General features: G+C 64.7%; 34 protein-coding genes and 1 other RNA gene. All 35 read right to left on the reverse strand.

Annotated elements, in window-relative coordinates; all coding sequences use genetic code 11:
- On the reverse strand, positions 1 to 458 hold a 458-nt coding region (locus QAT43_RS07205), incomplete at its 3' end, for a hypothetical protein (RefSeq protein WP_305042376.1).
- On the reverse strand, positions 451 to 963 hold the full coding sequence (locus tag QAT43_RS07210; RefSeq protein ID WP_305042377.1) for a hypothetical protein: 513 nt from the start codon (positions 961 to 963) through the stop codon (positions 451 to 453). The genes QAT43_RS07210 and QAT43_RS07205, both read right to left, overlap by 8 nt.
- A complete protein-coding gene (locus QAT43_RS07215) occupies positions 963 to 1,610 on the reverse strand; it encodes a hypothetical protein (protein WP_305042378.1) in 648 nt (215 codons plus the stop codon). The genes QAT43_RS07210 and QAT43_RS07215 overlap by 1 nt, the downstream gene beginning before the upstream one ends.
- Positions 1,611 to 1,693: 83 nt before the next feature.
- Complete coding sequence (locus QAT43_RS07220; RefSeq protein WP_305042379.1) at positions 1,694 to 3,967, reverse strand: phage major capsid protein; 2,274 nt, start codon at positions 3,965 to 3,967, stop codon at positions 1,694 to 1,696.
- Positions 3,968 to 3,994: 27 nt separating this feature from the next.
- Positions 3,995 to 4,219, reverse strand: a complete 225-nt coding sequence (locus tag QAT43_RS07225) for a hypothetical protein (protein WP_305042380.1) — start codon at positions 4,217 to 4,219, stop codon at positions 3,995 to 3,997.
- A 95-nt stretch (positions 4,220 to 4,314) separates the two neighbouring features.
- Positions 4,315 to 5,265: a phage minor head protein gene (locus tag QAT43_RS07230; protein ID WP_305042381.1), complete on the reverse strand. Its 951-nt coding sequence runs from the start codon at positions 5,263 to 5,265 to the stop codon at positions 4,315 to 4,317.
- Positions 5,265 to 6,653: a hypothetical protein gene (locus QAT43_RS07235; protein WP_305042382.1), complete on the reverse strand. Its 1,389-nt coding sequence runs from the start codon at positions 6,651 to 6,653 to the stop codon at positions 5,265 to 5,267. Before QAT43_RS07235 ends, QAT43_RS07230 begins: the two co-directional genes overlap by 1 nt.
- Positions 6,653 to 8,335 carry a phage terminase large subunit gene (gene terL / locus QAT43_RS07240; RefSeq protein WP_305042383.1) on the reverse strand — a complete coding sequence of 561 codons (1,683 nt, stop codon included), beginning with the start codon at positions 8,333 to 8,335 and terminating at the stop codon, positions 6,653 to 6,655. The genes QAT43_RS07235 and terL overlap by 1 nt, the downstream gene beginning before the upstream one ends.
- A gap of 128 nt (positions 8,336 to 8,463) precedes the next feature.
- Entirely contained in the window at positions 8,464 to 8,958 is a 495-nt protein-coding gene (locus tag QAT43_RS07245; RefSeq protein WP_305042384.1) for a DUF1804 family protein, read from the reverse strand.
- Complete coding sequence (locus QAT43_RS07250; protein ID WP_305042385.1) at positions 8,958 to 9,203, reverse strand: hypothetical protein; 246 nt, start codon at positions 9,201 to 9,203, stop codon at positions 8,958 to 8,960. The genes QAT43_RS07245 and QAT43_RS07250 overlap by 1 nt, the downstream gene beginning before the upstream one ends.
- Positions 9,200 to 9,538: a hypothetical protein gene (locus QAT43_RS07255; protein ID WP_305042386.1), complete on the reverse strand. Its 339-nt coding sequence runs from the start codon at positions 9,536 to 9,538 to the stop codon at positions 9,200 to 9,202. Before QAT43_RS07255 ends, QAT43_RS07250 begins: the two co-directional genes overlap by 4 nt.
- Positions 9,538 to 9,963, reverse strand: coding sequence for a holin family protein (locus QAT43_RS07260; RefSeq protein WP_442900220.1), 426 nt, complete (start codon positions 9,961 to 9,963; stop codon positions 9,538 to 9,540). Before QAT43_RS07260 ends, QAT43_RS07255 begins: the two co-directional genes overlap by 1 nt.
- 5 nt (positions 9,964 to 9,968) lie before the next feature.
- On the reverse strand, positions 9,969 to 10,454 hold the full coding sequence (locus QAT43_RS07265; protein WP_305042388.1) for a glycoside hydrolase family 108 protein: 486 nt from the start codon (positions 10,452 to 10,454) through the stop codon (positions 9,969 to 9,971).
- Between the two features lie 167 nt (positions 10,455 to 10,621).
- Entirely contained in the window at positions 10,622 to 10,942 is a 321-nt protein-coding gene (locus QAT43_RS07270; RefSeq protein ID WP_305042389.1) for a hypothetical protein, read from the reverse strand.
- Positions 10,942 to 11,934: a hypothetical protein gene (locus QAT43_RS07275; RefSeq protein ID WP_305042390.1), complete on the reverse strand. Its 993-nt coding sequence runs from the start codon at positions 11,932 to 11,934 to the stop codon at positions 10,942 to 10,944. The genes QAT43_RS07270 and QAT43_RS07275 overlap by 1 nt, the downstream gene beginning before the upstream one ends.
- A gap of 652 nt (positions 11,935 to 12,586) precedes the next feature.
- Positions 12,587 to 12,805: a hypothetical protein gene (locus QAT43_RS07280; RefSeq protein WP_305042391.1), complete on the reverse strand. Its 219-nt coding sequence runs from the start codon at positions 12,803 to 12,805 to the stop codon at positions 12,587 to 12,589.
- A gap of 3 nt (positions 12,806 to 12,808) precedes the next feature.
- A complete protein-coding gene (locus QAT43_RS07285) occupies positions 12,809 to 13,255 on the reverse strand; it encodes a hypothetical protein (protein WP_305042392.1) in 447 nt (148 codons plus the stop codon).
- Positions 13,256 to 13,257: 2 nt separating this feature from the next.
- On the reverse strand, positions 13,258 to 13,653 hold the full coding sequence (locus QAT43_RS07290; protein ID WP_305042393.1) for a hypothetical protein: 396 nt from the start codon (positions 13,651 to 13,653) through the stop codon (positions 13,258 to 13,260).
- 148 nt (positions 13,654 to 13,801) lie between these two features.
- Positions 13,802 to 14,401: a hypothetical protein gene (locus QAT43_RS07295; protein WP_305042394.1), complete on the reverse strand. Its 600-nt coding sequence runs from the start codon at positions 14,399 to 14,401 to the stop codon at positions 13,802 to 13,804.
- A 76-nt stretch (positions 14,402 to 14,477) separates the two neighbouring features.
- A complete protein-coding gene (locus QAT43_RS07300) occupies positions 14,478 to 14,654 on the reverse strand; it encodes a hypothetical protein (protein ID WP_305042395.1) in 177 nt (58 codons plus the stop codon).
- Positions 14,655 to 14,844: 190 nt separating this feature from the next.
- Entirely contained in the window at positions 14,845 to 15,159 is a 315-nt protein-coding gene (locus QAT43_RS07305) for a DNA-binding protein (RefSeq protein ID WP_305042397.1), read from the reverse strand.
- The gene (locus QAT43_RS07310) at positions 15,152 to 15,754 is read right to left on the reverse strand and encodes a phage protein GemA/Gp16 family protein (protein ID WP_305042398.1); all 603 of its coding nucleotides are present in this window, start codon (positions 15,752 to 15,754) and stop codon (positions 15,152 to 15,154) included. The genes QAT43_RS07305 and QAT43_RS07310 overlap by 8 nt, the downstream gene beginning before the upstream one ends.
- Positions 15,755 to 15,772: 18 nt before the next feature.
- Positions 15,773 to 16,558 carry a hypothetical protein gene (locus tag QAT43_RS07315; RefSeq protein WP_305042399.1) on the reverse strand — a complete coding sequence of 262 codons (786 nt, stop codon included), beginning with the start codon at positions 16,556 to 16,558 and terminating at the stop codon, positions 15,773 to 15,775.
- Positions 16,555 to 16,704 carry an anaerobic ribonucleoside-triphosphate reductase gene (gene nrdD, locus QAT43_RS07320; protein WP_305042400.1) on the reverse strand — a complete coding sequence of 50 codons (150 nt, stop codon included), beginning with the start codon at positions 16,702 to 16,704 and terminating at the stop codon, positions 16,555 to 16,557. Before nrdD ends, QAT43_RS07315 begins: the two co-directional genes overlap by 4 nt.
- Positions 16,691 to 16,894: a hypothetical protein gene (locus QAT43_RS07325; protein ID WP_305042401.1), complete on the reverse strand. Its 204-nt coding sequence runs from the start codon at positions 16,892 to 16,894 to the stop codon at positions 16,691 to 16,693. Before QAT43_RS07325 ends, nrdD begins: the two co-directional genes overlap by 14 nt.
- A gap of 11 nt (positions 16,895 to 16,905) precedes the next feature.
- Positions 16,906 to 17,133, reverse strand: a complete 228-nt coding sequence (locus QAT43_RS07330; RefSeq protein WP_305042402.1) for a hypothetical protein — start codon at positions 17,131 to 17,133, stop codon at positions 16,906 to 16,908.
- The gene (locus QAT43_RS07335; protein WP_305042403.1) at positions 17,130 to 17,309 is read right to left on the reverse strand and encodes a hypothetical protein; all 180 of its coding nucleotides are present in this window, start codon (positions 17,307 to 17,309) and stop codon (positions 17,130 to 17,132) included. The genes QAT43_RS07330 and QAT43_RS07335 overlap by 4 nt, the downstream gene beginning before the upstream one ends.
- A 2-nt stretch (positions 17,310 to 17,311) precedes the next feature.
- An RNA gene (locus QAT43_RS07340) (hammerhead ribozyme type II) lies at positions 17,312 to 17,398 on the reverse strand.
- Entirely contained in the window at positions 17,398 to 17,541 is a 144-nt protein-coding gene (locus tag QAT43_RS07345; protein WP_305042404.1) for a hypothetical protein, read from the reverse strand. The genes QAT43_RS07340 and QAT43_RS07345 overlap by 1 nt, the downstream gene beginning before the upstream one ends.
- Positions 17,520 to 17,690: a Lar family restriction alleviation protein gene (locus QAT43_RS07350; protein ID WP_305042405.1), complete on the reverse strand. Its 171-nt coding sequence runs from the start codon at positions 17,688 to 17,690 to the stop codon at positions 17,520 to 17,522. The genes QAT43_RS07345 and QAT43_RS07350 overlap by 22 nt, the downstream gene beginning before the upstream one ends.
- Positions 17,687 to 17,875, reverse strand: a complete 189-nt coding sequence (locus tag QAT43_RS07355) for a hypothetical protein (RefSeq protein WP_305042406.1) — start codon at positions 17,873 to 17,875, stop codon at positions 17,687 to 17,689. The genes QAT43_RS07350 and QAT43_RS07355 overlap by 4 nt, the downstream gene beginning before the upstream one ends.
- Positions 17,875 to 18,402: a host-nuclease inhibitor Gam family protein gene (locus QAT43_RS07360; protein ID WP_305042407.1), complete on the reverse strand. Its 528-nt coding sequence runs from the start codon at positions 18,400 to 18,402 to the stop codon at positions 17,875 to 17,877. The genes QAT43_RS07355 and QAT43_RS07360 overlap by 1 nt, the downstream gene beginning before the upstream one ends.
- Positions 18,399 to 18,530, reverse strand: a complete 132-nt coding sequence (locus tag QAT43_RS07365) for a hypothetical protein (RefSeq protein ID WP_305042408.1) — start codon at positions 18,528 to 18,530, stop codon at positions 18,399 to 18,401. Before QAT43_RS07365 ends, QAT43_RS07360 begins: the two co-directional genes overlap by 4 nt.
- Positions 18,521 to 18,937, reverse strand: a complete 417-nt coding sequence (locus QAT43_RS07370) for a hypothetical protein (RefSeq protein WP_305042409.1) — start codon at positions 18,935 to 18,937, stop codon at positions 18,521 to 18,523. Before QAT43_RS07370 ends, QAT43_RS07365 begins: the two co-directional genes overlap by 10 nt.
- 14 nt (positions 18,938 to 18,951) lie before the next feature.
- Complete coding sequence (locus QAT43_RS07375) at positions 18,952 to 20,238, reverse strand: ExeA family protein (RefSeq protein ID WP_305042410.1); 1,287 nt, start codon at positions 20,236 to 20,238, stop codon at positions 18,952 to 18,954.
- Between the last annotated feature and the right edge of the window lie 134 nt (positions 20,239 to 20,372).

The following is a 20,372-nucleotide window of genomic DNA, read 5'->3' on the forward strand; positions in this document are numbered from 1 at the left end:
ACAATAATGCGTTCGGTCACGCTCAACGCGATCTGCGCGTGATGGCACAGCACCGCGCCGAACATGCGGTCATCGATCACTTCCACCTGCGCCGGCGCGTTCTGCGGCACATCACCGTTTCTGTACTGCCAGGACACGCCGGGCGGTGTCGTATTGGTTCGAAACGCCGCGCACACGCGGTCGATCAGCACCTGAAACTGTTTTGAGGTCGCCGCTGCGTCCTCCAGGCCCATGTAGCCGCGCAGCACCATCTGATGATGCCGAAAGTGCACGCCCGCCACATGCTCGGGCACGGCCCGGCGGCTGATCTCCCAGCCCAGAATCCGGTTGGCGTGGCGAAATAGGCTGATGAACTTGGCCGGGTCGGCGGCCTGGCGTTCATAGTCATGCACGCGGCCTGCGTCCAACGCCTCCAGGCGCGTCTTGATGTCGGCCACAATGCTCAGGTAACTATCCACGATCCAGCTCCCGCGTAATCGACAGCCCGCGCGCCGCCGCGCGCTGCTGCATGAGATTTTGCGACTCCACAAAAGCCCGCTCGAACATCTTGGCGCCGTCGAATCCGGCGCGGGCGATCTTGCGCCGCACCACGAATTCCAGCCGCTGCGCCGTGTCGCCATCCACCCCGAATTTTTGTTCGATCCAGCGCACCAGCACCCCCGGCGGCGGCATCTTGCCCCCCGGGCGGCGGCCCTTCTCGATGGTCTCGGCGTAGGCATGAGCCGACGCCACCAGCCCTTTGATCAGAGGCGTGCCCCGCCCGGTCACCTCCGCCTGGATCGAGCCCAGCAAGCCCCCCTGCGCCCCAAACACGCCCTGCGGCGTGCGGGTCTTGACTTCGCGCTGCAAAAGCAGGGTCAGCTCCTGCACCAGCGCGTCGATGTGGCGCTGCACGATCTCGGGAGCCTGCCCCTTGAGCAGGGGGCCGCTGGTGTCAATGCGGGCCGAGGCCACCAGTCCCATCAGCGCCTCCCGTGCGTCAGACGCACCCGGCCGGTGGACGGCGCGATGGCCACGCCCATGGCCGGCGCCGGATCACCGTCGCGCAGGCCCACCTGGTCCAGATACATCTGGCGCAGCCGCTTGGCGCGCGCGGCAAACTCCGCGCTCTTACTGCGATAATTGACCACATCGGCGGCAATGGTCGGGTCCGAGCTGTGGGCGAACAGATTCGCCAGCACCTCGCACAACATCGCCGCTGCCAGATTCGCCACCGCGTCCAGATCCGCGCGCGGCACCTGTGCCTCGCTGCGGCTCGCCGTGTAGGTCACCCGCACCAGTTCGCCGGCGGCGGGTACCACATCTTTCAATCTGAGGTGCACGCCGGTGGGGCTCAGATACAGCGCCCAGTCTCCTTGAGACCACAGCGCCGGGGGGACCAAACCCAGCGGATATTCCACCGCGCGCATCTGACTGAACTCATCCTCCCACCCGGCGGGCAGATCCAGATCCGCGCCGCCCGAGGCCGCCACATCCTCAACCACCAGGCGCGGACGATGGCGGCTATAGGTATCAAGGGCCGCCTCCAGCGCCGGCTGATAGTCGGCCGGGTAGGTCAGGCGTTTCGAATCGTCCTTGGCGCGCGAGAAGATCAGGTCGATCAGGGCCATGCGGGCTACTCCGTCAAAATCGCGTTGAAAAACCCGGCGGGGCGAGAGCTCCCCGCCGGAATCACACCTTAGTCATCAGGCGCTCAGCCGCCGGTGACGATGTTGCCCTGGAAGCCGCGGTAGTCCATCACCGCGCCGCCGTAGATGTGGCGGATCTTGTAGGTCAGCTTGTCATTGCTGAACATCGAGCCCACGTTGGGCATGTCCTGCACGAACAGCTCAGGCTCCTCGCGCCCGTCGAGGAAGGCGACCTCGATGGTCGGGATGTCCTTCGGATCGGCCACCAAAAACCAGTCGTTGGTGTCGGTCTGGTAGGGGTTGATGATCGGCTCCCAGGTCTGGCGGCGTACCGCGTCAGGGGCGGTGGGCGTAAACGCGCCGGCGTTGGGCTGCACGCACACCTCGTAGATGGTGTCTTCGAGGTTCGGCGGGCCGATGATGTACTTGGGCGCGATGCCCATGACGTCGATGGCGCCATAGGCGGCCTGCTTGAGCATTTGCAGGCGCGCGGCCTGCAAGGCGGCCTTGGCGAACGCGACGGTCAGCAAGTTGCCGTGGTCGACGTGAAACAGCGCCTTGGCGTCGTAGATGACGCCGTTGGTGGTAAGAAAGCTGAACACCCACTTGTAGAGGGTGCGCGCTGCCGCGCGACCGAGCTTGACGGGGATGCGGCGGATGGCGCCGGCGTCGTCGTTACGGATCATCTCCAGGGTCAGATCCTCGGTGCCGCCGCGCTTGCTGGCGGCGTAGGTCGATTCCTCATCGCCGGGAGAGGCCAGGGCCTGATAGCCCGCGCCTTCGTTGACGCCCGGCAGATCGCCGTAGCCGCCGATGCGGGTGCGGTGCTGCGTGCGGAAATCGCCCACCGGCACCACCTCGACGATCTTGCGCCAGTCCGAAAGCCCCGCCATGTTGTATTCCTTGAGCATGCGGCGGGTGACGGCATCGCCCAGCACCTCGGCAAAGCTGGTCGAGGTCAGCGAGGCCAGCAGGCGCGCGTCCTGCGTGCGGCCGCTGAACTGGCTGTCGCCGGTGATGTCCACGTAGGCCGCCTTGAACGAGCTCACCTTGCCGTCGAAAAAATCATCCAGGTACTGATGCACCTTGTCGCCCTGGTCGAGGGTGATGCGCGTGCCGCCCGCGCCGGCCACCGTACCCGAAGCGGTCAACTGATCGAGCACTTCCTTTTCCTCCTTGATCGCCGCGCGCAGATCCTCAACCTTGAAGGTCTGATCTTCGAAGCGCCGCTGCAGCTTGGCGCGTACCGGCTCGGGCAGCTTTGCTCCGGCCAGCTCGTCGCGCAGCACCAGCTTGCACGCCAGCAGATTGACCTGCTGCATGGCCGCGCCCTGCGTGGCTCCCGGCAGGGTCGCCACCTTGGCCACTTCGGCTGCAACCGCGTCGGCCACCGCCGCGCGCATGGATTCGTCCAGGGTCACCACCGGCGAGGCCATGGCCGCCGTGATCTGATCCAGGGCCTGCTCTTCGGTGAGCGTGCCGTCCTCCACCTTGGCCGAAATCTGCTTGTACAGATCGGGCCGCTTGGCCTGCAAGGCCGCCAACAGTTTCTTGAGCATGTCGTCCTCCGTTCCGCCGTCGGCAACCGCCGCGGCCAGTTGTTGTATGAATCCACCACCCGCAGCCGGCTCATGCACCACGTCCACCTGGACGCGCTGCACCTGCTGCGGCACCAGCATTTTCTTGCCGCCCAGATCGACCTTGGCCGCCTTGGCGCTGATATCGACCGACAGGCCGTACACGTAGGGAATGCCCGCCTGCTTGCAGGCCACCAGGTCATCGCGCAGCCAGGCGGCCGAGGGCATGATCACAAGCTCGGCATAAATGGCCTCGCCGTCGGCGCTCGGCCGGGTCAGCGCCCCCACCAGCTCGCGGGTGCTCTTGCCGAACTTGCCCGGCTTCTCGCGATGCTGGCTGTCGTTCAGTGCGAATACCTTGGCGCCGTCGAATTTCGCGAGCGCCGCCGTGAGCGTCGCGCCGTCCCAAAACACCTCGTCGTTTTTGTCCGGGCCGAACTCGATCACCTTGACCCGCCAGCGCAGCCCCTCGGGCTGCCCGTCTTCGGGCACGGCGGCCACAAAAGAGCAGGCCGCCTGCACCGGCACGAAATCCACCTTGCGCTGCACCTCCTGCATCTCGCCCAGGCTCACCTGGCCGTCCATCACCGTATAGGTGCGGCGGCGGTACTTCGGGCCGCTTGCGCCCGCCGGGCCTTCGATTTCGTAGACCACCGCGTCGTCGAACAACTCGGTGATGTAGAGATAGCTCTGCGCGTCCATCGTGTGCGCCTTGCGCAGCGCATGCAGCACCAGCTCGCGGATCTGATCAAAGCTCAACATGGTCGTTCTCCCGAAGGGCACGCGCCCTTATTTCTGGTCCTTGGCTTTGGCCACCCGCAGCTTGCGTCCGTCGCCGGTCACCAGCTCCACCTCGTCGCCCTGATCGCTCCACGCCAGCACGTCCTGTTCGCGCAGGGGGCGCTCGGTGGGCTCGTAGGTCACGATCTGCCGCCCGTCGCGCTCAACCGTCTTGGCCTTGCTGCTGTTGAACTTCAAACCCGCCAGCCACTTCTTGTCGAATCCTTCCTCCATGATCCTCTCCTCGTCTCGGGGTTGTCCCCTCCTTCCGGAAGGGTGTTATAAACGTGTTATAAACATCGCAGAGGCGTTTTCTGGCCGAGCTCGCCTCATCGCCCGCCTTGGCGCCCGCGTCGTCCCTGGGCGAATTTCCCGGCCAGGGACTCTTCGCGGCCCGTGCGTGGCCCTCGGCGCGCGATTTCCTCGCCGCGCTCGTTGAAGATCGGCAACTGGTTGCGCTGGTCGTGCGGGTCGCCCCAGGCCGGGTGCCAGGGCAGCACTTCGCAGCCGCAGTTGATCACCTCGGAGGCCGGGGCCTTGGGGTCGCGCGGGTAGTCCATCAGCACCGTGCCCACCATGAACGGCTTATCCACCGGCTGAATCTGCCCATGCAGCGAGAGATGACTCATGCGCGGCCGGGCCGGGTGGCCCGCATGCCACCATTGCTTGTGCATCTCCACGCCGTTTTCGGCCGCCTGCTTGAGTCCCTCCACCGTGGCCGCCGCATAGGCGCGGCCCATCTCGGTCTTGACGATCACCTCGGCGCGCGTCGCGATCGAGGCGAACACCCCCGGCGATTCCAGCGTGCCCGCCACCGCCATGGCCACCTGGTGCGGGGTCTTTTGCCCCAGCAGTCCCAGGGTGAGCTCTGCGCGGATGCGGTCAAAGGCCGCTTGAGAAATGCCGCGAATCTTGTGAAATGCAAAATCCTGCATGGTCTCCAGCAGCGGCAAGGCGATATGTCCAAAGGCCCCCACGGCCACGCCCGCACTCTGCGCCGCGCGTGGCACCAGCTCAGCCCCCGCCGTCCAGGCCTGTTCGATCAGGCCCGTCACTTCGCGTCCCGCGCGGGTCTCGAAGTCCGCCAGGTGCCGCTCGATGCTCGCCAGGTTGCGGCGCAGCGCCAGGGCGCTGTAGCTCTCGCCGTCCACCGTGCGCAGCTCCTCCAGGATCTGGCGGCGTACCTCGCCCAAAATGCCGTGGATCGCCTTGACCCCGCTCAGGGTGCCGCGCTGCCGGGCGCGCAGCAGCCGCTCGATTTCGGCGGTGGGTCGCGCCATCAGCCGGTCTCCTCCGCAGAGTCGCTGCCGTAGTCCTTCCAGTCGCGGGCGCTGTGGTCGATGCTGTCGGGGTCGAGCTCATAGCCGATCAGCGCCAGCACGAAGGCGAAAATGCGCGTCGCGTTGACGTCATCGACCCAGCCCTGCCCGGCCGCGGCCACCAGCGCCGTCACGATCTGCTGCACCGCCGCGGAGACTTTCGTCACGTCCTTGTCCTTGGCCTCGGGCTTCTGCGCCGCGAAGTTGTACGCCTCGTCGTCCGGCACGCGCAGGTACCCGGCGTCCAGAGCGCGGCGCACCGCGTAGGTAAAGATCGATTCGAGGATGTGTTTGACCAGCGACTGGCGGTCATCCACCAGGGCAAAGAAGGGGTCGCCCATTTCGCCCGCCGTGGCGCGGTTCACGTCGCCGCCTCCGCCGTAGAAATGCTCGGGGATGCTGCGATTGCCCAGAATGTGATTGCGGAACAGCCGCGCCAGCGCGGCCTTGTCCACGGCTTTGAGATCCGGCGCCACCGCCTCCCATTTGACCTTCTCGTTGTGGTAGCGGGTCGCGCCCGGCTTGGGCGCGGGGTTATCCTTGGCGTACTCGCGGATCGCTTCAGGGCCGGCGCCCTCGATGGTCACGTCCCACATGAAGGCGTTCATCTGGCTGGCCTTCTCGGCGTCATCGAAGATCAGTCGCTCGTACTCGTCGAGCCAGTCGGCAATGGCGAACAGATCCGAGGTGCCGAACGGGTCGTTGCTCACGTTGTTGATGCTGAAATAAAAGCACTCGCCCTCCGTCCAGCCCTCGCGCAGCGCGCGCGCCTGCTCGCTCACCACCTCTTCGGATTCGCCGGCCAGAATGGTGCGCAGCACGCGGGTCTCCGTCGAGTTGTGGCGCTGCACCTTCACCCCGATCTGAATCTCCACGTTCTCGGGGTCGGTATAGACCTCCACAATCAGCGCCGGGTCGAGGGTGCCCAGGCGCACCCGGCCGGTCTGCTCGGCCACGAACACCGGCCAGCACTGCACCCCGAACAAAAACAGCTCGCGAATCATGCGCTTCAGCCGCATATCCATGCGGTTCACCGGGTCGTACCACAGCCCGTCGAGCAGAGTTTTCACCTCGTCGTTCTCGGCGCTGTAGCTGTAGCCCTTGCCCATCACGAAATGAGTCAGGGTCTCGATGATCCAGTTGCCCATGGGGTTGGTCTTCCACAGCCAGTAGCAGATCTCCACCTGGCGCTGCCAGGCCGCCACCGGCAGTTCGCGGTTGGCGTTGCCCGACAGCCTGCGCCAACCCGCCTCATCGAGTGAGGTGCCGGCAGCCTGCATGCGCGCCTGCACTTCCTGCTCGATCTGCGTCCCGAAGAACTTTTGCGTCAAAAAGGTTTTGATGCCCATCAGGCAGCCCTCCGGTTGAATATGCGGCCCCAGCGGCCTGCGAGCCCCTCAGGGCGCTCGCTGCGGTAGGTATCGCGGTCGGCCTCGGCGCTGGCGCCCGCGGCCTGCACCGAGCCCTTCTCCACCAGGCTCTTGAGCATCTCCAGCGCATCCGGGCCGTCGTCATGGTCGGACATGGGATACTGAATCAACTGCTGCAACAGTGTCGCGTGATGGCGCCGGATACGGATCCAGCCGTTCTTGATCCACGGCTGCAGAGTCTGGATGCGCAGATACTTGTCCGTGTGACTCTTGATCTCCGCCACGTTCAGGGTCAGGCCGCGCTTATGCGCCTGAGACTCCAGCGTGTCCTTGAAAAACTCCTGGAACTGCACCGTCTCGCAGCCAAACGCCTGAAAGCTCTCGCGCTCGTGGTAGGCCAGAATGTCGAGGATGATCTTGTCCGGATGGCGCTTGTCGATGTCGGCGATCTCGACGTACAGGATGCCGTTTTTGACGCGGCCGGCCAGAATCGCGCTGGGGTCGTGGCGCTTGCTCTTCTTGCCCATGGAGGGGTCCACTACGCCGTAGAGCGGCACGTCCGTCAGATCCACCTCGCCATCATCCCAGAACTGCACGTCCTCTTCGGCAAACAGGCAGTCCTCGGGGTTGATCGGCTCGTTCTGTTTCTCGCTGTCGAAGTTGGCGCGGCCCTCGGCCACGCGCATCTTCATCAGGTAATAATAGGGCTCACGCTCGGGCCACAGCACGTCGGTGCCTGCCAGCATTTCACGCTTGTTTGCCGCGAAAAAGGCATCGGCGGCGGCCTCGGCGGCCTCCTTGCCGATGGTGATGTCGGCAAAAATGCGCTCCCACTCCTCCCACAGCCGAGAGCCGCTGAACTGGATCACGCTGCGGAATTTCTTGCCCTTCCAGCCCGGACGCTTGAGCAGGGTCGAGAGCAGCGAGTCGTAATGCAGAATCGTTCCCACCACGATGAACACCGTGTCGGGCTGGCCGATCTTCATCAGCGCTTTAAAGAACCAGCTCTCCAACTTCTTACGCTGCTCGGGGCTGCGCACCTGCTCGTCGTTCTCCAGATCGTCGCCGATCACCAGATCCGGGCGCTTACTGCCGTGGCGAAAGCCGCGCAGCTTCTGGCCGGCGCCTGCGGCCTGCACCTTGACGCCGTTGCGGGTGATGATCATCAACGCCCGCCATACCGGCCCCTCGCCGCACATCTCGGGAAAATCCTGCTTGAGCCGCTCGTTGCTCTCCAACTCCACCTTGATGAAAGACAAAAAGCTCTCGGCCTGGGCGGCGGTTTCGGACACCGGCATGATGTAGCGCCGATGCTTGTACGCGATGCACCACAGGGGCAAACCAAAGGTCGTCCAGGTGCTCTTGGCGTTGCCGCGCGGCGCGGCGTCGGCCTCACGGTCGCCCTCGCCGGTCTCCACCGCACGGCGGATCATGGCCGGGTAGCGCTCGGCAAAATAGCGATGCAGGGCGCTGGGCGCGGTCTCGAAATAGTGGGGGAAGTAGGTGCGGCAAAAAAACGCCAAATCCCACTCGGCGCGGGCCTTGCGGGCGCGCTGCTGGGCGCGGTCGTCCGGGAAGGGCTTGGCGCTCGCCTGGATTAGTTGGCGAATCGACTCCACCTCGCGGTCGAATTGGCGCTGCTTGGGTGCCGTCACTGCCATAAAAACTGCCTACCTCTCACCAAAGGCCATATCCCAGGCCTTTTTTTGCTGTTCGACCTCAGGCGCCCACGGGTTATTTCTTTGCACGATCCGCAGGCACTTCAGGTAATAGCGGCGCTGACGTCTGTTCATCCCTGATACTTCTCCCGTCCCCACTGAATCAGGTCGTCAAAACTGTTTTCGATGTAGCCCACCAGGGCCGGTTCATGGCGGGTGGCGAACTCGATCAGATCCCGCACGAAATCCAGAAACAGGGCGCTGCGTTGGGCGGTGCTTTTCAGCGCCGCCTCGCGTTCGGCCTGCTCGAAGCGCTGCACCAGGGCACCGAGCTTACTGATGCCATCGAGCGTCGCCGGACCGATCTGCCCGGGGTTGGCGTTCTCGGCGTACTCCAGCTCGCGATCGAGCAGGTTTTTGAGCCGGATTACCGTCGATGCACGCTGCTCGCGGGCCTTGTCCCACTCGTCGCGATCCTCTCCGGCGCGCCGCGTGCGGCCCTTCCACTCGCTCAAGCTCTGACGCGAGACGTCGAGAACCTCGGCGATCTGGTCCAGCGTCTGGCCGTCGACGTACATCTGCCGCGCCACCGGCTCCAGGCGCGCGCGGGCTCCCTTCTCGGCCATCAGTCGAGCTCCCGCGTCAGCCGCGCAATCTGACCATCGAGCGACGCCAGTTCGCCCCAGGCCGCCACCAGGTCATCCATCTGCTGCGCGGCGGTCGGCACTTCACACTCCGCCACCGGGCGGATCAGCGTGTTGAGCTCGCTGCGGATGCTGCGGCACAGCCCCTCGGCACGCAGTTCGGCGGCGCGGCGCTTATCTTTCAGATCGGCCAGTTTGCCCTTCATGGCGGCACGTTCCAGATTCATTCGACCTTCCTTTCCACTTTGGGGTCTTTGCGCATGAGCGGGCAGAACAGATTGCTGTCGATGGAGGACTGCACCCGGGTCAGGGTCTGGGTCGAGAGCACCACGATGTCCTGGAACCCTTCCGCGATCTTCTGGGTCGACTCCACCAGCTTCACGTTATCCTGGTACATCTGCACCACCGCCGAATGGCGCTTCTCCTGCCCGCGGGCAATCACGAACATGCCCACCCAGGGGCCAAGCACCAGCGCGGCCAGCATGCTGAACAGCGGCCAGGTGCCGATCTCTTTGATCACCGCCAGCACGGCGGTCACGGTCGCAACCTCTTGCGGAGACATCAACCCCCCTTCATCCCTTTGAGCCCGCCGCGCTTATCGATGCTGCGCGCGCCGGTGTATCCCAGGTAGCCCGCGCCGAACAGCCACCACAGCTCCTCGGGCAACGCCGCGAGCCAGGCCTGCATGCCCGACGCGATCGACACCGCCAGATCCGGCCGCCAGGCATGGAGCATGCCCATGGGGATGGCGGCGAGCAGCAGGGCGTACATCACGTAGAGAAACGACGGCCGGGCGCGGCTCGTCCAGGGGTCCGCGCTCTGCGCCTCGGCCAAGATCGCCGACATGCTGATTTCGAGCTCGCGCAGCTCGCCCTCCTGCTGGAGCCTCACCAGCTCCATCTGCGCCCGCGCCCGCTCGACCGGATCGGGGAACATCTTGTCGATGGCCTTGCCGACAATCCCCACCACCGCATTGCCCAGCCCCAACAGGCTCATAGCGGCGACTCCAGCCGGTTGAGCCAGCCCGCCAGAAAGCGCGGCTTGTTTTGGCGCAGAAAATGGGCCGTCGCGAGATGCTTGATCAGTGCCCGCAACGCCGCCTGGTGGCGCTGGCCGTTAACCGCGCCGCGCGTCGCCGGGCCGCACTTGCCGTCCACGTCGAGGCTCGCGCCCAGCAGGTTGGCGGCTTCCTGCAGAAAGCGTGTCGCGCGCGACACTCCGCAGACCACCGCCAAATCGAACACCAGGGCGGCGGTCTGCCGGTGGGTCAGCCCCGCAAATCCAGGGGCGCGCCAGTAGTCGCGCAGGTAAATGGCGCGCGCGTCCTCCACCGACAGGGCGGCAATGTCCAGCAGCGGATAGGCGCGCTGCGAGATGCCAAAATTGGTCAACCCGCCCGGGTCGGCCGGGTCGTGCACCAACCCACCCTCGTGCTGCAAGGTGCGGGTCACCGCGAAATCGAAAACGGGATCAGTCATGGATGGCCTCGCTCTGTGCGAAAAATCGGCGGGGGCGGGTCAGGCCCCCGCCCCCAGGAGAAGGACGACGGGTTACCCCGTGGCACAGATGCGAGTCTATGGGAATTGTGCTGAAATATCGCGCCGTTCTGGCCGCTTCTGGCGGAGAGTGGACGGGAAGGGGAGAATCAGGCGCGCACCGGCACCGGCAGCGCCTCGGTCCACACCAGGCCGTGGGGGTGGTCGAGAGAAAACACGGTCAGGCGGCCTAGATACTCGCCGGGCTGATTCACGTGCGCACCCAGCTTGAGCTTGAGTCGCGTCGCATCGCTCTGCCAGTCAAACGCCTGGGGCTGCTGGTCGCTGTCGATGGCGACGGAGGGCAGACCGCGCCCGCGCAGGTCGAGGGTCATGCGTGAAACGGGGGCTAGATCCACCACCTCGCCGTCTTCGGTGAGGTGAAAGTCGAGACTGTTGTCACGGCCGATATAGATGGCTCCGGTAATCATCAATGCGTCTCCTCATAGCCACGCAACGGCGTGATCGACACCACGGCGCGGCGAACGGTCAGTGAAATGAACCCGGGGCGCGCTATGCGCCCGAGCTGCTCGCCGGTGTAGACGCGCGGCGGGAGTCCCAGGAACTCCAGCTGCCCCGGGTTGCAGATGATCTGCATGGTCCCCGCGTGCAGCAGCAGCGGCGCAGCGCCAGACAGATCCAGGAGGCCCGGCTGTGTCTCGACCCGCACCCCGCCCGAAATCACCACAGACGGCGCATCCCCCAGCAGCGACAGCAGACCGGCGGCGGTTTCGACGCGGATGCCGCCGCCGATGGTCGTCTCCACCGCCTGCCCATCGATGGACAGCTCCCCGGCCAGCAGTTCGACCGTGACCGCGCCCGAGTGCAGCAGGCCAGGTGCCACGCCCGCCAAAGCCAGCAGGCCCGGCAGTGTCTGCGCTCTCATTGTGCCGGAATAAGCGGCTGACGGCGCCGCTCCGGTCAAACTCAAAGCCCCGGCGGCGGTCAGCACGGTGACGGTGGCCGCGCCGCTGACGATGATCTGCCCAGCCAAGCCAGAGAACGCCAGAGAGCCGGGCAGGGTGGCGGAAGTGATCGCGCCCGAGAAGGCGCTTTGCGACGGATGGCCGGTCAGATCCAGCAGCCCGGGTTCCGGGGCGGAAGTGATCGCCCCGGAAAAGAGGATTTCGGCGGCCGGCGGGGTGATCGTCAGAGCCCCGACGCCGGGGGCGGATGTTACCGCGCCGGAGAACGCCGACGAAGAAGCGGGACCGGAGAGGCCCAGCGTGCCGGGGGAGGTTGTGACTTGGGTGTTAGCGCCCCCCACCGGCCCACTCGGAGCAGGGTCGCCGCCAGTACCGACGCCGACAAAATCGAAATACACATTATTGGTCAGCAGGTTCCGCCAGATACCTATGTATCCAGCCGCAGTAAATGTTGCATTCGTAACCTCGATGCCCCAAGCGGCCGGCTCGTCTTCCAACGTCCCCTGCCACGCCCTATACTGTAACGTCTCACCCTGCATACGAAATCGGGCAAAACTATATGCCGAGGATGAGGTAGACCCTGGTCCGTAACTACCGAGCGAGGTACGAGTATTAGCACTCACGCTCGAAACGGTCGCAGAGTTCCAATTAGAGTAGGATCGAGCAGACGTATAACCGTTCATCCCAGACGCGACAAACGCCCGGCCGGCACACCCGCTCAGGTTTTGGCCTGTGCCATGGTTTACATCCGCCTTCGACCGTACCAATATCTCGAAATCTGCGCGGTTTGGGTCGGAGTCAACCGCATCCATGCTTACGAACGAATTGGATATCGACGCGCTGCCTGGTCCAATCCGAAATGTCTTGCCGTTACCGGCACCGACATCCTCAACAACCGCTAGACCCAAACTTCCTACGCGGGTAGTCCACCCTGGGGGCGGACTACCTACGGTGGCGGCACTGAAATCGTCAAAATACTGCGCCATCAGCCAGCCCTCCGCGAGTAGCGAGCGGCGAGACGCCCGGCGATCAGCGCCCGAACTTCGGCGGGCTGCTTACCCACCAGCCCGGCAATGACTTGCCCCGCCTGCTGAGAGGTACACCCGCGAGCGATCAAATAGGCCCGCAGCTCATTGGCTCGTTTGGTCGTCATGGCCCCTCCAGCACAAACAGGTCGGCATCGGCGGCAATCAGTGCGGCCACAGCATCGGAGCAGCGCACCTCGCACAGCACAGCATCCGGCGAGGCGGGCATGGGCGGGCAACCGTGCGTTGCCCAGGCTTCGCACTCGTAGCGCTCCCCTACGAGGGCGGTCCAGTCGCCGTCCGGGGTCTGGGTGTAGGGTGTGAGCAGGGTCAGGGTGGGCATCTATCAGGCCAGCGCCCCAATGCCACTCGGCAACGACACTTCCAGGCTCACGCCGTCCGGCGCGGAGACGTCCTGGTTTGTCGCGTCCAGCAGGCAATGGGCCACCAGATATTTCGGCGTGGTGGTGTCGTCATAGATGACCGCCCGCCGTGCCGCAATCGGACCGCCCGAGGCAGGGCCGAAGCTCGCCGTCGCCGCGCCCCACACCACCTTGTCGGCGGCGTCGTCGCGGGTCCAGGTCTTGCTGCCGAGGGTCTGCTGGGCATAGCCATTGCCGCTGATCTCCTGCGCCGAAATGTCGCCCCAATCGTCCTGGGTGTCGATGTTCGGCGTCCAGGTGCTCGGCATCAGCGCCATTTTGAACGTGTCGCCGGTGAGGCTGACGGCCTTGAGGCCGAGCTGTTTTTTGAACTCGTTGAAAAAGGTCCAACTTCCGCCGGTGATGGGCATTGCTACTCTCCTTGATCAAAAATGCCGACAGCCCGCGCCCGCCGCACCAGGCTGTCGAGGTGGTTGATGGCCTCGCATAGATCGCGCAGGCGGGTGCGGTTTTTATGGCAAAAGTCATCGCCGTGCAGCTCGGCGTACAGTCGGCGCTTCCACCGCAACTGCGCCTCCATGCGCTCCAGATTCAGCCGCGCGTCGCGCTCCAGGGCGGCGGGCTCAAGCAGGGGCACAAGCTGCTGATCGAGGCAAATGTGATCTTCGAGTTGCCGGATCTCCTCGTGGAGGCTCTCGCAGTACACTGCGCGGCAGGCCTGCCGGTGATCGAGGGTGCCCTTGTCGAGCTGCGTGCGCACCCAGCGCTCTTCCAGGGCGTGCGCCATCTCGTATGCCAATCGCTTCATTTCCATGGCAGGCAGAATGGCAGTTTTGGCGGCCACAATCGCGCCGTTATGGCCGCATCTGTCCCCCGGAAAAGCAAAACCCCGCCGGGGGGGCGGGGTTGGGGTGGGGCGAGGGTGATCTGTCGCCGTCAATGCGGCATAGTGCTGGTTATGAATCACCCCGCGCAAAACCATGACAGCGCCTCGCTACCTCGATCAGCCATGCGGCGAAATCTGGCGGGGTGTGTTCCCGCTCGGCCTTCGTGATCGACGGCAGGCGGGGATAACTTTTCGTCGGCCTTACGCAATGCGTCGGGCGCCCTGCCCGGCGGGGGATCGGCGGCAGACTGGTACAGCCTACGATATACAGCCATGTCGCCTTTTCCGCCCGGTGCCCAAAATGGTATTGGTCAACGTGGATCGTCAGCCCCCCCCATTGGTCCGGAAACTCCCCGGGTTTCGGCAGGCCGGCCGCTTCCCAGAGGGTGCTTTCTGCCGGGTGCTCCAAAACCCCGCCCCACTTACGCACCTGGTCAACCGCGAACAGGGCCAGCTCTTTTTCCCCCGGCCTCGGCTTGGCGAACTGGCGCAACCTGCCCCATGACCGGCAGGGCGGGTGTGCGACCACAGGGCAACCGCCCGCCCAGCGGAGAGCATCCCTTTCGGCGTCCCACACGTCTACACCGGCCAGCGCCTTGTAATTGCTGTCAGCGCGGGCGAAGAGCACCGAAACATCATGGCCCTGGCGGGCCAGCGCGGGGTAATTCATAACAATTCGGTCCAGCCGGACGGATTCACCGGTTCGTCTCCGGGCCAGCAGCCTACGCCGCCGCTGACCTCAAGCGTTAAATTTCTTCAGCCTTGATCTCGATCTTGTCCGCGTTCCGATAGGGCATGATCGTCAGCGTCCGCGCTCCAGGGTTATTTTCGAGGATCATCGCCAGCTTCGCCCGATACATCTGATGAGGCAGGCAAATCGTCACGGGCGTGTGCTGCGCCAGGTCTACACAGATCAGCACCATGTCGCACCCTGGCGGTAGTGGCACGTCCAGATAATCCCCGAAATCTGAAGACCGAAATTTAACCAATCGATCAACAGCGGACTTGCTACCGCTGTCGCAATCACAGCAGTCAGCCGGCAAATCACATTCTCTGCAAATTCCCATGGTTTCCTCCGTGGCCCGCAAGCCCGTTATCTCAAGCGGTTGTGCACTAAAGCTCATCCAAAAAACACATCTGTCGCGGATCCACCGCCGTGCAGCGCTGATAGGTGTTGTTGCGCCGCAGATAATCGGCGAGCTCGTCAAAAGTCACGCGCCGATCCTTGCGCAGGGTGTAGCTGTCGAGCGCCCAGGCCGGGGCGTCGCCGGTCTGCGGGTCTCGCTCAAACTCGGTGGTGTAGCGCCGAAACGAGCGGTGGCTGATCTGCAGAATGCGGCATACCTCGTCGCGGTTGTAGCTGGCCTTGCGCGGCAGCTCGGCCGAGGCCAGCATCTGCAGCAGGCGCTGCTCGACGGCATCAGGCATGCGGGCCTCCTCTCTGCGCCAGATCGCGGCGCAGCTTGAGCGCCTCTTGAAACTCGGCGGGCGCATGCCGCGCGATATAATCGCTGATGGCCGTATCGGCAAAGGGCCGCAGCCACCAGTCGGCGCCGTACTGCTTTTTCATGCCGTTTTCAAAGAGCTTTTTTAGCGCCTCAATGGCCAGATACGCCTCACGCGCGGTGCGCACCCGGCCGCCTGTTATGCCCAGCCGCTTCTCCAGAAACAGCGCCAGCCCATTCTCGGCACGCCAGGTGATCAGGTCGGCCACGGCGGCGATCTTCTCCAGCTCGTCGCGACTGGCCAGGCCCACCACCTTGCCCTCGCGCGGTGTGCCCTTGTCGCGCGGGGCGCGCGTGCCGCCGCGCACCGGCGGCCAAGGGCGGCGCTTGCTTTGCAGGCGGAACCCTTTCTTCTGAAAATCGTCGATCAGATCATCGGCCTGGCGCCGGTCGAGCGCGGTGCAACTGCGCACCCGGTAGCGCTCCCAGAGCATATCGCGGTAGGTGGCGTCATCGAGGCCCAACTGCTTGGCGGCCATCTTGATGATCTGGATCTGCTTGGTTCTGATCGGTTCCACGTGTCCCCCTTTTCGCACTCACAGCCCTTGCTGAATCTTGCGCATGGCCGCGCGGGCGGCCTCGCGCTGTTCCGGCGAGGGCGGCGGCTCGTCGAGCTTCGCCCGCTCGGGCCGTTTGCCGAGCCGGTCGCGCAGGTCACGCGCTTCGGGCCATCCGGAAAAATCGGTCAACAGAAGCTTGAAACCGCGCCGGATGCGGGCGGCATCCACCGCCTCGATGGTCACGCCAGCCTCGCGCAGCAGCGTCTCCCAAAGCCCGGCGGTGTAGACCACGCTGTCGGCGGCGGGCGCGCCCTGGCGATTGTCGGCCAAGAGCGCGCACAGGCCAGAGGCCAGCTCGCGCCGCAGCCAGTCATCCCCAGCCCATTGCGCCAGAACCTGCATGGCCTGTGCGCGTTTGCCGCGCGGCGCGGGGGTGCCGGCGACCTGATCCGGGCCGAAGGCGACCGGCGCGGGGGGCGCGCTGCTCAAGACCTGCTTGAGGTAATTGTGGTTTTTCAGGGGCTTGAGCTGCCCCTGCTCGCGCTTGCGGCGCAGGGCCTCAACCGTTTCCACCAGGGCGGCGGCAAGCGCCTGAGAGCCGGAAGACTCGCACAGCGCCAGCACCTCACCCACCAGGCGCAGGGCGCGCTCGGGTGCCAGCGCGCGGCTGGGCGGGCGAAACAGCCCCAGGTACGAGACCAGCGGCCTGAACACCTCGGGCGGCGCCTTGACCAGGGCGGCGAGCAATTCGCGCTGGGCATCGGTCTGCACGTAGGCTTCGAGCGCGTGGGTGGCGTAGCAACTCGGGCAGGTCAGGTTCATTCCTCTCCCTCCCCCCGCACCACGAACGGTTTGCGCTCGTGGTACTCCTCGCGCTTGCCCGCATTCCACTGCGCCACCGGCCGAAAAAATCCCACCACGCGGCTCCACACCTCGGTTTTTTCGCGGCACGGCTTAGGCGGCTGCATCGTCATCGCTCCGGAAATCGCCCTTGCCGAAATCAATCCCGGCGGTGGCAGCCAGCATTTTGAGGCCCATGCGCACCACCTCGGAGCGGCTGCCGAAGATGCGCACCAGGCGCGCGAAATCCTCCTGCTCGCCGCCGTCGAGCCGTGCGCTCACAATGGCATTTTTCGGATGTTCCACCTGCTTGCCCATGCGCGATCTCCTTAAAAAAGCGCCAGTTGCGCCTGCGTCTGCTTGCGGTACCACCACACGTCGCCGCGCCGTTCGCAGTCGATGAGCCGCCCGTTGTAGCGCAACTCGGCAACGATGCTGTTGACCGCGCAGACCCGGGCGGCCTGCACGATGTCCATGGTGCTGTGCCACTGGCCGTCGTCCAGGAGTCGGTCGACCCGTTGCAGCCGTGGGCTGCGCTCGATGCGTGCGGCGTTCATCCCTGGCTCCTCTGTTCGGCCCCGCGCCGCCAGTGAATGGCGGCGAACGAGGTGGGCGGGTAGGGGCACTGGCCGTCAGCGGCCGACAGACCCTCGCCGAAATAGCGACTTTTGGCCTCTTCGAGCTGCCGGCGCGCCCGGCTCATTTCCGCTTCCCATCTCCAGTCGATTGCCATATCCGCGGCTGCTCATCAGGCCCGAGGCGCCACCCTCGGGCGACCGCGACCATTTTGCCCGCACCGGCAAAATGGTCGCGGTTTCGCATCACTCGCCCCGGTCCTCGGGGCCGGCGGGGCCGTCATCCGAAGAGTCCGCCGACCCCGGGAGTTCCAGAAACGCCTGCGCATCCTCGACGCTCTCGAACACGCGGCGGCCGATCACCACCCTCATGCGGCGCGACGGTTCCATCCCTCGGTCGCCTCCTGGGTGGTCCGTCCCGTCGGCCCCTCGCACTCGCACTCGGGGCAGGTCAGGTAATACACAGTGAGGCCGTCAATCGCCATCTCGTCGTAATAGGGATCATTGTGCCCGCAGAACGGGCAGTTGCGTGCGTTCATGCCGCGCCCTCCTCGATCTGCACCACCTCGCCCCACATGCGGCACATGGGGCAGACCAGGCGGCTGATTTGTCGCACCTGGCCGTCTTGCCCCTCGACCAGAACCCTCTTGCGCCGCACGGTGAACACGCTCGTTTCGCACCGCTCGTTGGTGCACAGCCCTGCAACCACATAGTCCTGTCCCATCACGCTACCTCCGCCAGAATGCGCTCGCCCTCAGACAGAATGGCGTCGATGAGTTTGTCGATGTCCGTGGCGGTCGGCTTAATCACCACCTCGTCCCCTGCTTCGCGCAACTCACAGCCGATTTTGCGCAGCTCCGCCACGCTCAGTTGCCCGAGGCCCGTCTTGAGCAGCCGCTCGGTGGTCTTGATCAGCTGATCGGCCTGCTGGGGCAGGTGCTTGCGGATCAGCCGGATCACGGCCTGCTCGTCGTCAAACGCGATCTCGCCCTTGCCCTTGACGTACCCGCAGCGGATGCCCGCGATGACCAGGGTGCGCGGCTTGACGAACATCTCGGGATGCGCGCTGATGGCGTCGTGCAACAAGGCCTGCGCTTCGCTCATATCGTCGGCGGCGTGCTTGATGGCCGCCATGTGGCGGCGCTTGATGTCGTCGATTTCCTCGTGCATCACCCGCACGTGGTCGGCGAGCAGGTTGCGCCGCTCGGCGAGCAGGTGCGCGCGTTGTTCAATCAATCCCAGTCCGGTCATTCCCCTTGTCCTTTCCCTTGGTTGTCGAAAAATCCGCCGTCATAACCCGGCGGTCCACTGGCCAGACACATCAGCGCCGTCGCGCCGATGAGCACCACCATCCCCAGCACCCCCCATGTCACCCACATGCTTGCCTCCGCGGGCCGCGGGTGAACTGGCGCGCTGGGTTTTCATACACTCGCCCGTCGTCGCGGATATAAGGCGGCGGGGTGCGCATGCTGCTGCGCAGCCACTTCTCCAGCCGCTGGCGGTGCTTGAGGCAGTAGGGCGCGCGGCCGGGCGCGGGAACGTACCCCTTCTCGCACCCTTCGATGTTGCAGGCGTGACCCGTCGGGCGCCGGCCGCAGTTGCTCGACGGCTTCTCGCTCTGCGGCCGGTCGGGGTTGTCCACCCTCGGGGGCGCCACCAGCCGCTCTTTTTGCCAGCCGCAGCGCACGCAGCGCACCGTCTGCAGCCGGATGCCGCCCGCCAGATCCTCGATCAACGGCCGCAGGTAGGGGCGGCCGGCCTTGCAATGTCCGCATTCGATCGCCATGTCTCTTCTCCTTTTCAGATCGCCTCGACCACATCGGCGGTCACCTTCTCTTCTCCCATTTCCCAGGCGAGGTTCATCGCGCGGGTGACGTAGCTGTTGACCAGCCCAGGATAAGCATTGGAGATCTCCCGGGAGCGGTTGTCTTTACAGGTGAGCCGGCGAGAAAGGCTCTCGCAAGCCTCCGGCGTAAAGATATTGTCGATCTGTGCCCCGACTCGGTTGAACTTAAACTTGAGATAGTCACGCAAATTGCCGTTGAGTCCCTTGATTTCTGCGACCTGTATGCGGCGGATTACCTCGCGCAACTCAGGATAAGCGCGCTCGTTGAGTAGTTCGCGCAATTCTGTCTGCCCGATTAAAATGATGCTCATCAACTTACGAAAACCGTCTTCGAGCTCGTAAAATTGCTTCAGATATTTCAAAGCAACTTTGGTGAGATTGTGAGCTTCCTCGATGATCAGTACATGCTTCAACCCCTGGTTGGTTCGCTGAATCAACAGTCTCTCCAGCTGGCGCACCTTGTGCTCGGTCTTGACCTTGGGGGTTTCACCCGAGATATCAAGGATGATGGCGTCACAAAGGCTTGTGGCGTTGATGCGACACCGGGTCGTCTCTCCGATATTGACCCTGTGGTTACGGGGGTAGACGATCGAGACGTCACCATCGCGCAAGAGGTTCTCCACCACCTTCTTCCGGATGGTGCTTTTGCCGCTCTGCACTTCTCCAATGACGGCAAGAAACCCACCATGCAGCGCGGCGTCCATCATCGCGGACTCGATATACCGATGCTCGTCGGAAAGAAAAATGTCCTTTTCGCTGGTGATGTCGTTTAAGAAAGGGTGTCTGAACAACTTAAATTTCTTCATTGTCTCCGGATGCAGCATTGCGACCTCCCAGGTGATGGTGATGTGCTCGGGATCTCCCGAAATCAATGCGGACTTGACGGCGCGCATACCTCGTTGCGTGCGGCTGCCGTGTCCGGCGGGCAAGGCGTTGCGCTGCGCGACATCCAGCGGCCGCCACACGTCGGCAGCGGTCAGGCCGCGCTGGATCAGCCATTGCGACGCGCCGGAGTGGCGCGATAAAAAGGCCTCGACGGCCTCGCGAAATCCCGGGATCGTCATCGGAACATAGCCGCGATTGACGCACAGGTTGAGGGTGGGACGGCTGATGTCGCGGCCCAGGGTGTCGGCCACCGCGCGGGCCAGTTCGGCCTGCGAGATATCGGCGTCGCCGCAGAGCTTTTTCAGGATGATCGGCTGAAATTCCATCTGGTAGGCCTTTGCTGTAGGGGTTGCCACGGTTGGACCTCCTTCCTCCTAAAGCGCCTGCCGCTGCGGCGCGGTGCTCGGGCGCCAGTCGCGCCCCTCGACGATGGCGGCGATCACCGCGTCACTGGTCGCGGCCTCGATCGACTCACCGAATGCGGCGCGCA

Source organism: Geoalkalibacter sp., assembly GCF_030604225.1.
In the GTDB taxonomy this organism is placed as follows: domain Bacteria; phylum Desulfobacterota; class Desulfuromonadia; order Desulfuromonadales; family Geoalkalibacteraceae; genus Geoalkalibacter.

Bases quoted from the DNA above. Each gene is read 5' to 3' on its own strand.
- QAT43_RS07210 (WP_305042377.1), bottom strand. From the start codon at position 963: ATGGGACTGGTGGCCTCGGCCCGCATTGACACCAGCGGCCCCCTGCTC.
- QAT43_RS07215 (WP_305042378.1), bottom strand. From the start codon at position 1,610: ATGGCCCTGATCGACCTGATCTTCTCGCGCGCCAAGGACGATTCGAAA.
- QAT43_RS07220 (WP_305042379.1), bottom strand. From the start codon at position 3,967: ATGTTGAGCTTTGATCAGATCCGCGAGCTGGTGCTGCATGCGCTGCGC.
- QAT43_RS07225 (WP_305042380.1), bottom strand. From the start codon at position 4,219: ATGGAGGAAGGATTCGACAAGAAGTGGCTGGCGGGTTTGAAGTTCAAC.
- QAT43_RS07230 (WP_305042381.1), bottom strand. From the start codon at position 5,265: ATGGCGCGACCCACCGCCGAAATCGAGCGGCTGCTGCGCGCCCGGCAG.
- QAT43_RS07235 (WP_305042382.1), bottom strand. From the start codon at position 6,653: ATGGGCATCAAAACCTTTTTGACGCAAAAGTTCTTCGGGACGCAGATC.
- terL (WP_305042383.1), bottom strand. From the start codon at position 8,335: ATGGCAGTGACGGCACCCAAGCAGCGCCAATTCGACCGCGAGGTGGAG.
- QAT43_RS07245 (WP_305042384.1), bottom strand. From the start codon at position 8,958: ATGGCCGAGAAGGGAGCCCGCGCGCGCCTGGAGCCGGTGGCGCGGCAG.
- QAT43_RS07250 (WP_305042385.1), bottom strand. From the start codon at position 9,203: ATGAATCTGGAACGTGCCGCCATGAAGGGCAAACTGGCCGATCTGAAA.
- QAT43_RS07255 (WP_305042386.1), bottom strand. From the start codon at position 9,538: ATGTCTCCGCAAGAGGTTGCGACCGTGACCGCCGTGCTGGCGGTGATC.
- QAT43_RS07265 (WP_305042388.1), bottom strand. From the start codon at position 10,454: ATGACTGATCCCGTTTTCGATTTCGCGGTGACCCGCACCTTGCAGCAC.
- QAT43_RS07270 (WP_305042389.1), bottom strand. From the start codon at position 10,942: ATGATTACCGGAGCCATCTATATCGGCCGTGACAACAGTCTCGACTTT.
- QAT43_RS07280 (WP_305042391.1), bottom strand. From the start codon at position 12,805: ATGCCCACCCTGACCCTGCTCACACCCTACACCCAGACCCCGGACGGC.
- QAT43_RS07285 (WP_305042392.1), bottom strand. From the start codon at position 13,255: ATGCCCATCACCGGCGGAAGTTGGACCTTTTTCAACGAGTTCAAAAAA.
- QAT43_RS07290 (WP_305042393.1), bottom strand. From the start codon at position 13,653: ATGAAGCGATTGGCATACGAGATGGCGCACGCCCTGGAAGAGCGCTGG.
- QAT43_RS07295 (WP_305042394.1), bottom strand. From the start codon at position 14,401: ATGAATTACCCCGCGCTGGCCCGCCAGGGCCATGATGTTTCGGTGCTC.
- QAT43_RS07300 (WP_305042395.1), bottom strand. From the start codon at position 14,654: ATGGTGCTGATCTGTGTAGACCTGGCGCAGCACACGCCCGTGACGATT.
- QAT43_RS07305 (WP_305042397.1), bottom strand. From the start codon at position 15,159: ATGCCTGATGCCGTCGAGCAGCGCCTGCTGCAGATGCTGGCCTCGGCC.
- QAT43_RS07315 (WP_305042399.1), bottom strand. From the start codon at position 16,558: ATGAACCTGACCTGCCCGAGTTGCTACGCCACCCACGCGCTCGAAGCC.
- nrdD (WP_305042400.1), bottom strand. From the start codon at position 16,704: ATGCAGCCGCCTAAGCCGTGCCGCGAAAAAACCGAGGTGTGGAGCCGC.
- QAT43_RS07325 (WP_305042401.1), bottom strand. From the start codon at position 16,894: ATGGGCAAGCAGGTGGAACATCCGAAAAATGCCATTGTGAGCGCACGG.
- QAT43_RS07330 (WP_305042402.1), bottom strand. From the start codon at position 17,133: ATGAACGCCGCACGCATCGAGCGCAGCCCACGGCTGCAACGGGTCGAC.
- QAT43_RS07335 (WP_305042403.1), bottom strand. From the start codon at position 17,309: ATGGCAATCGACTGGAGATGGGAAGCGGAAATGAGCCGGGCGCGCCGG.
- QAT43_RS07345 (WP_305042404.1), bottom strand. From the start codon at position 17,541: ATGGAACCGTCGCGCCGCATGAGGGTGGTGATCGGCCGCCGCGTGTTC.
- QAT43_RS07350 (WP_305042405.1), bottom strand. From the start codon at position 17,690: ATGAACGCACGCAACTGCCCGTTCTGCGGGCACAATGATCCCTATTAC.
- QAT43_RS07355 (WP_305042406.1), bottom strand. From the start codon at position 17,875: ATGGGACAGGACTATGTGGTTGCAGGGCTGTGCACCAACGAGCGGTGC.
- QAT43_RS07360 (WP_305042407.1), bottom strand. From the start codon at position 18,402: ATGACCGGACTGGGATTGATTGAACAACGCGCGCACCTGCTCGCCGAG.
- QAT43_RS07365 (WP_305042408.1), bottom strand. From the start codon at position 18,530: ATGTGGGTGACATGGGGGGTGCTGGGGATGGTGGTGCTCATCGGCGCG.
- QAT43_RS07370 (WP_305042409.1), bottom strand. From the start codon at position 18,937: ATGGCGATCGAATGCGGACATTGCAAGGCCGGCCGCCCCTACCTGCGG.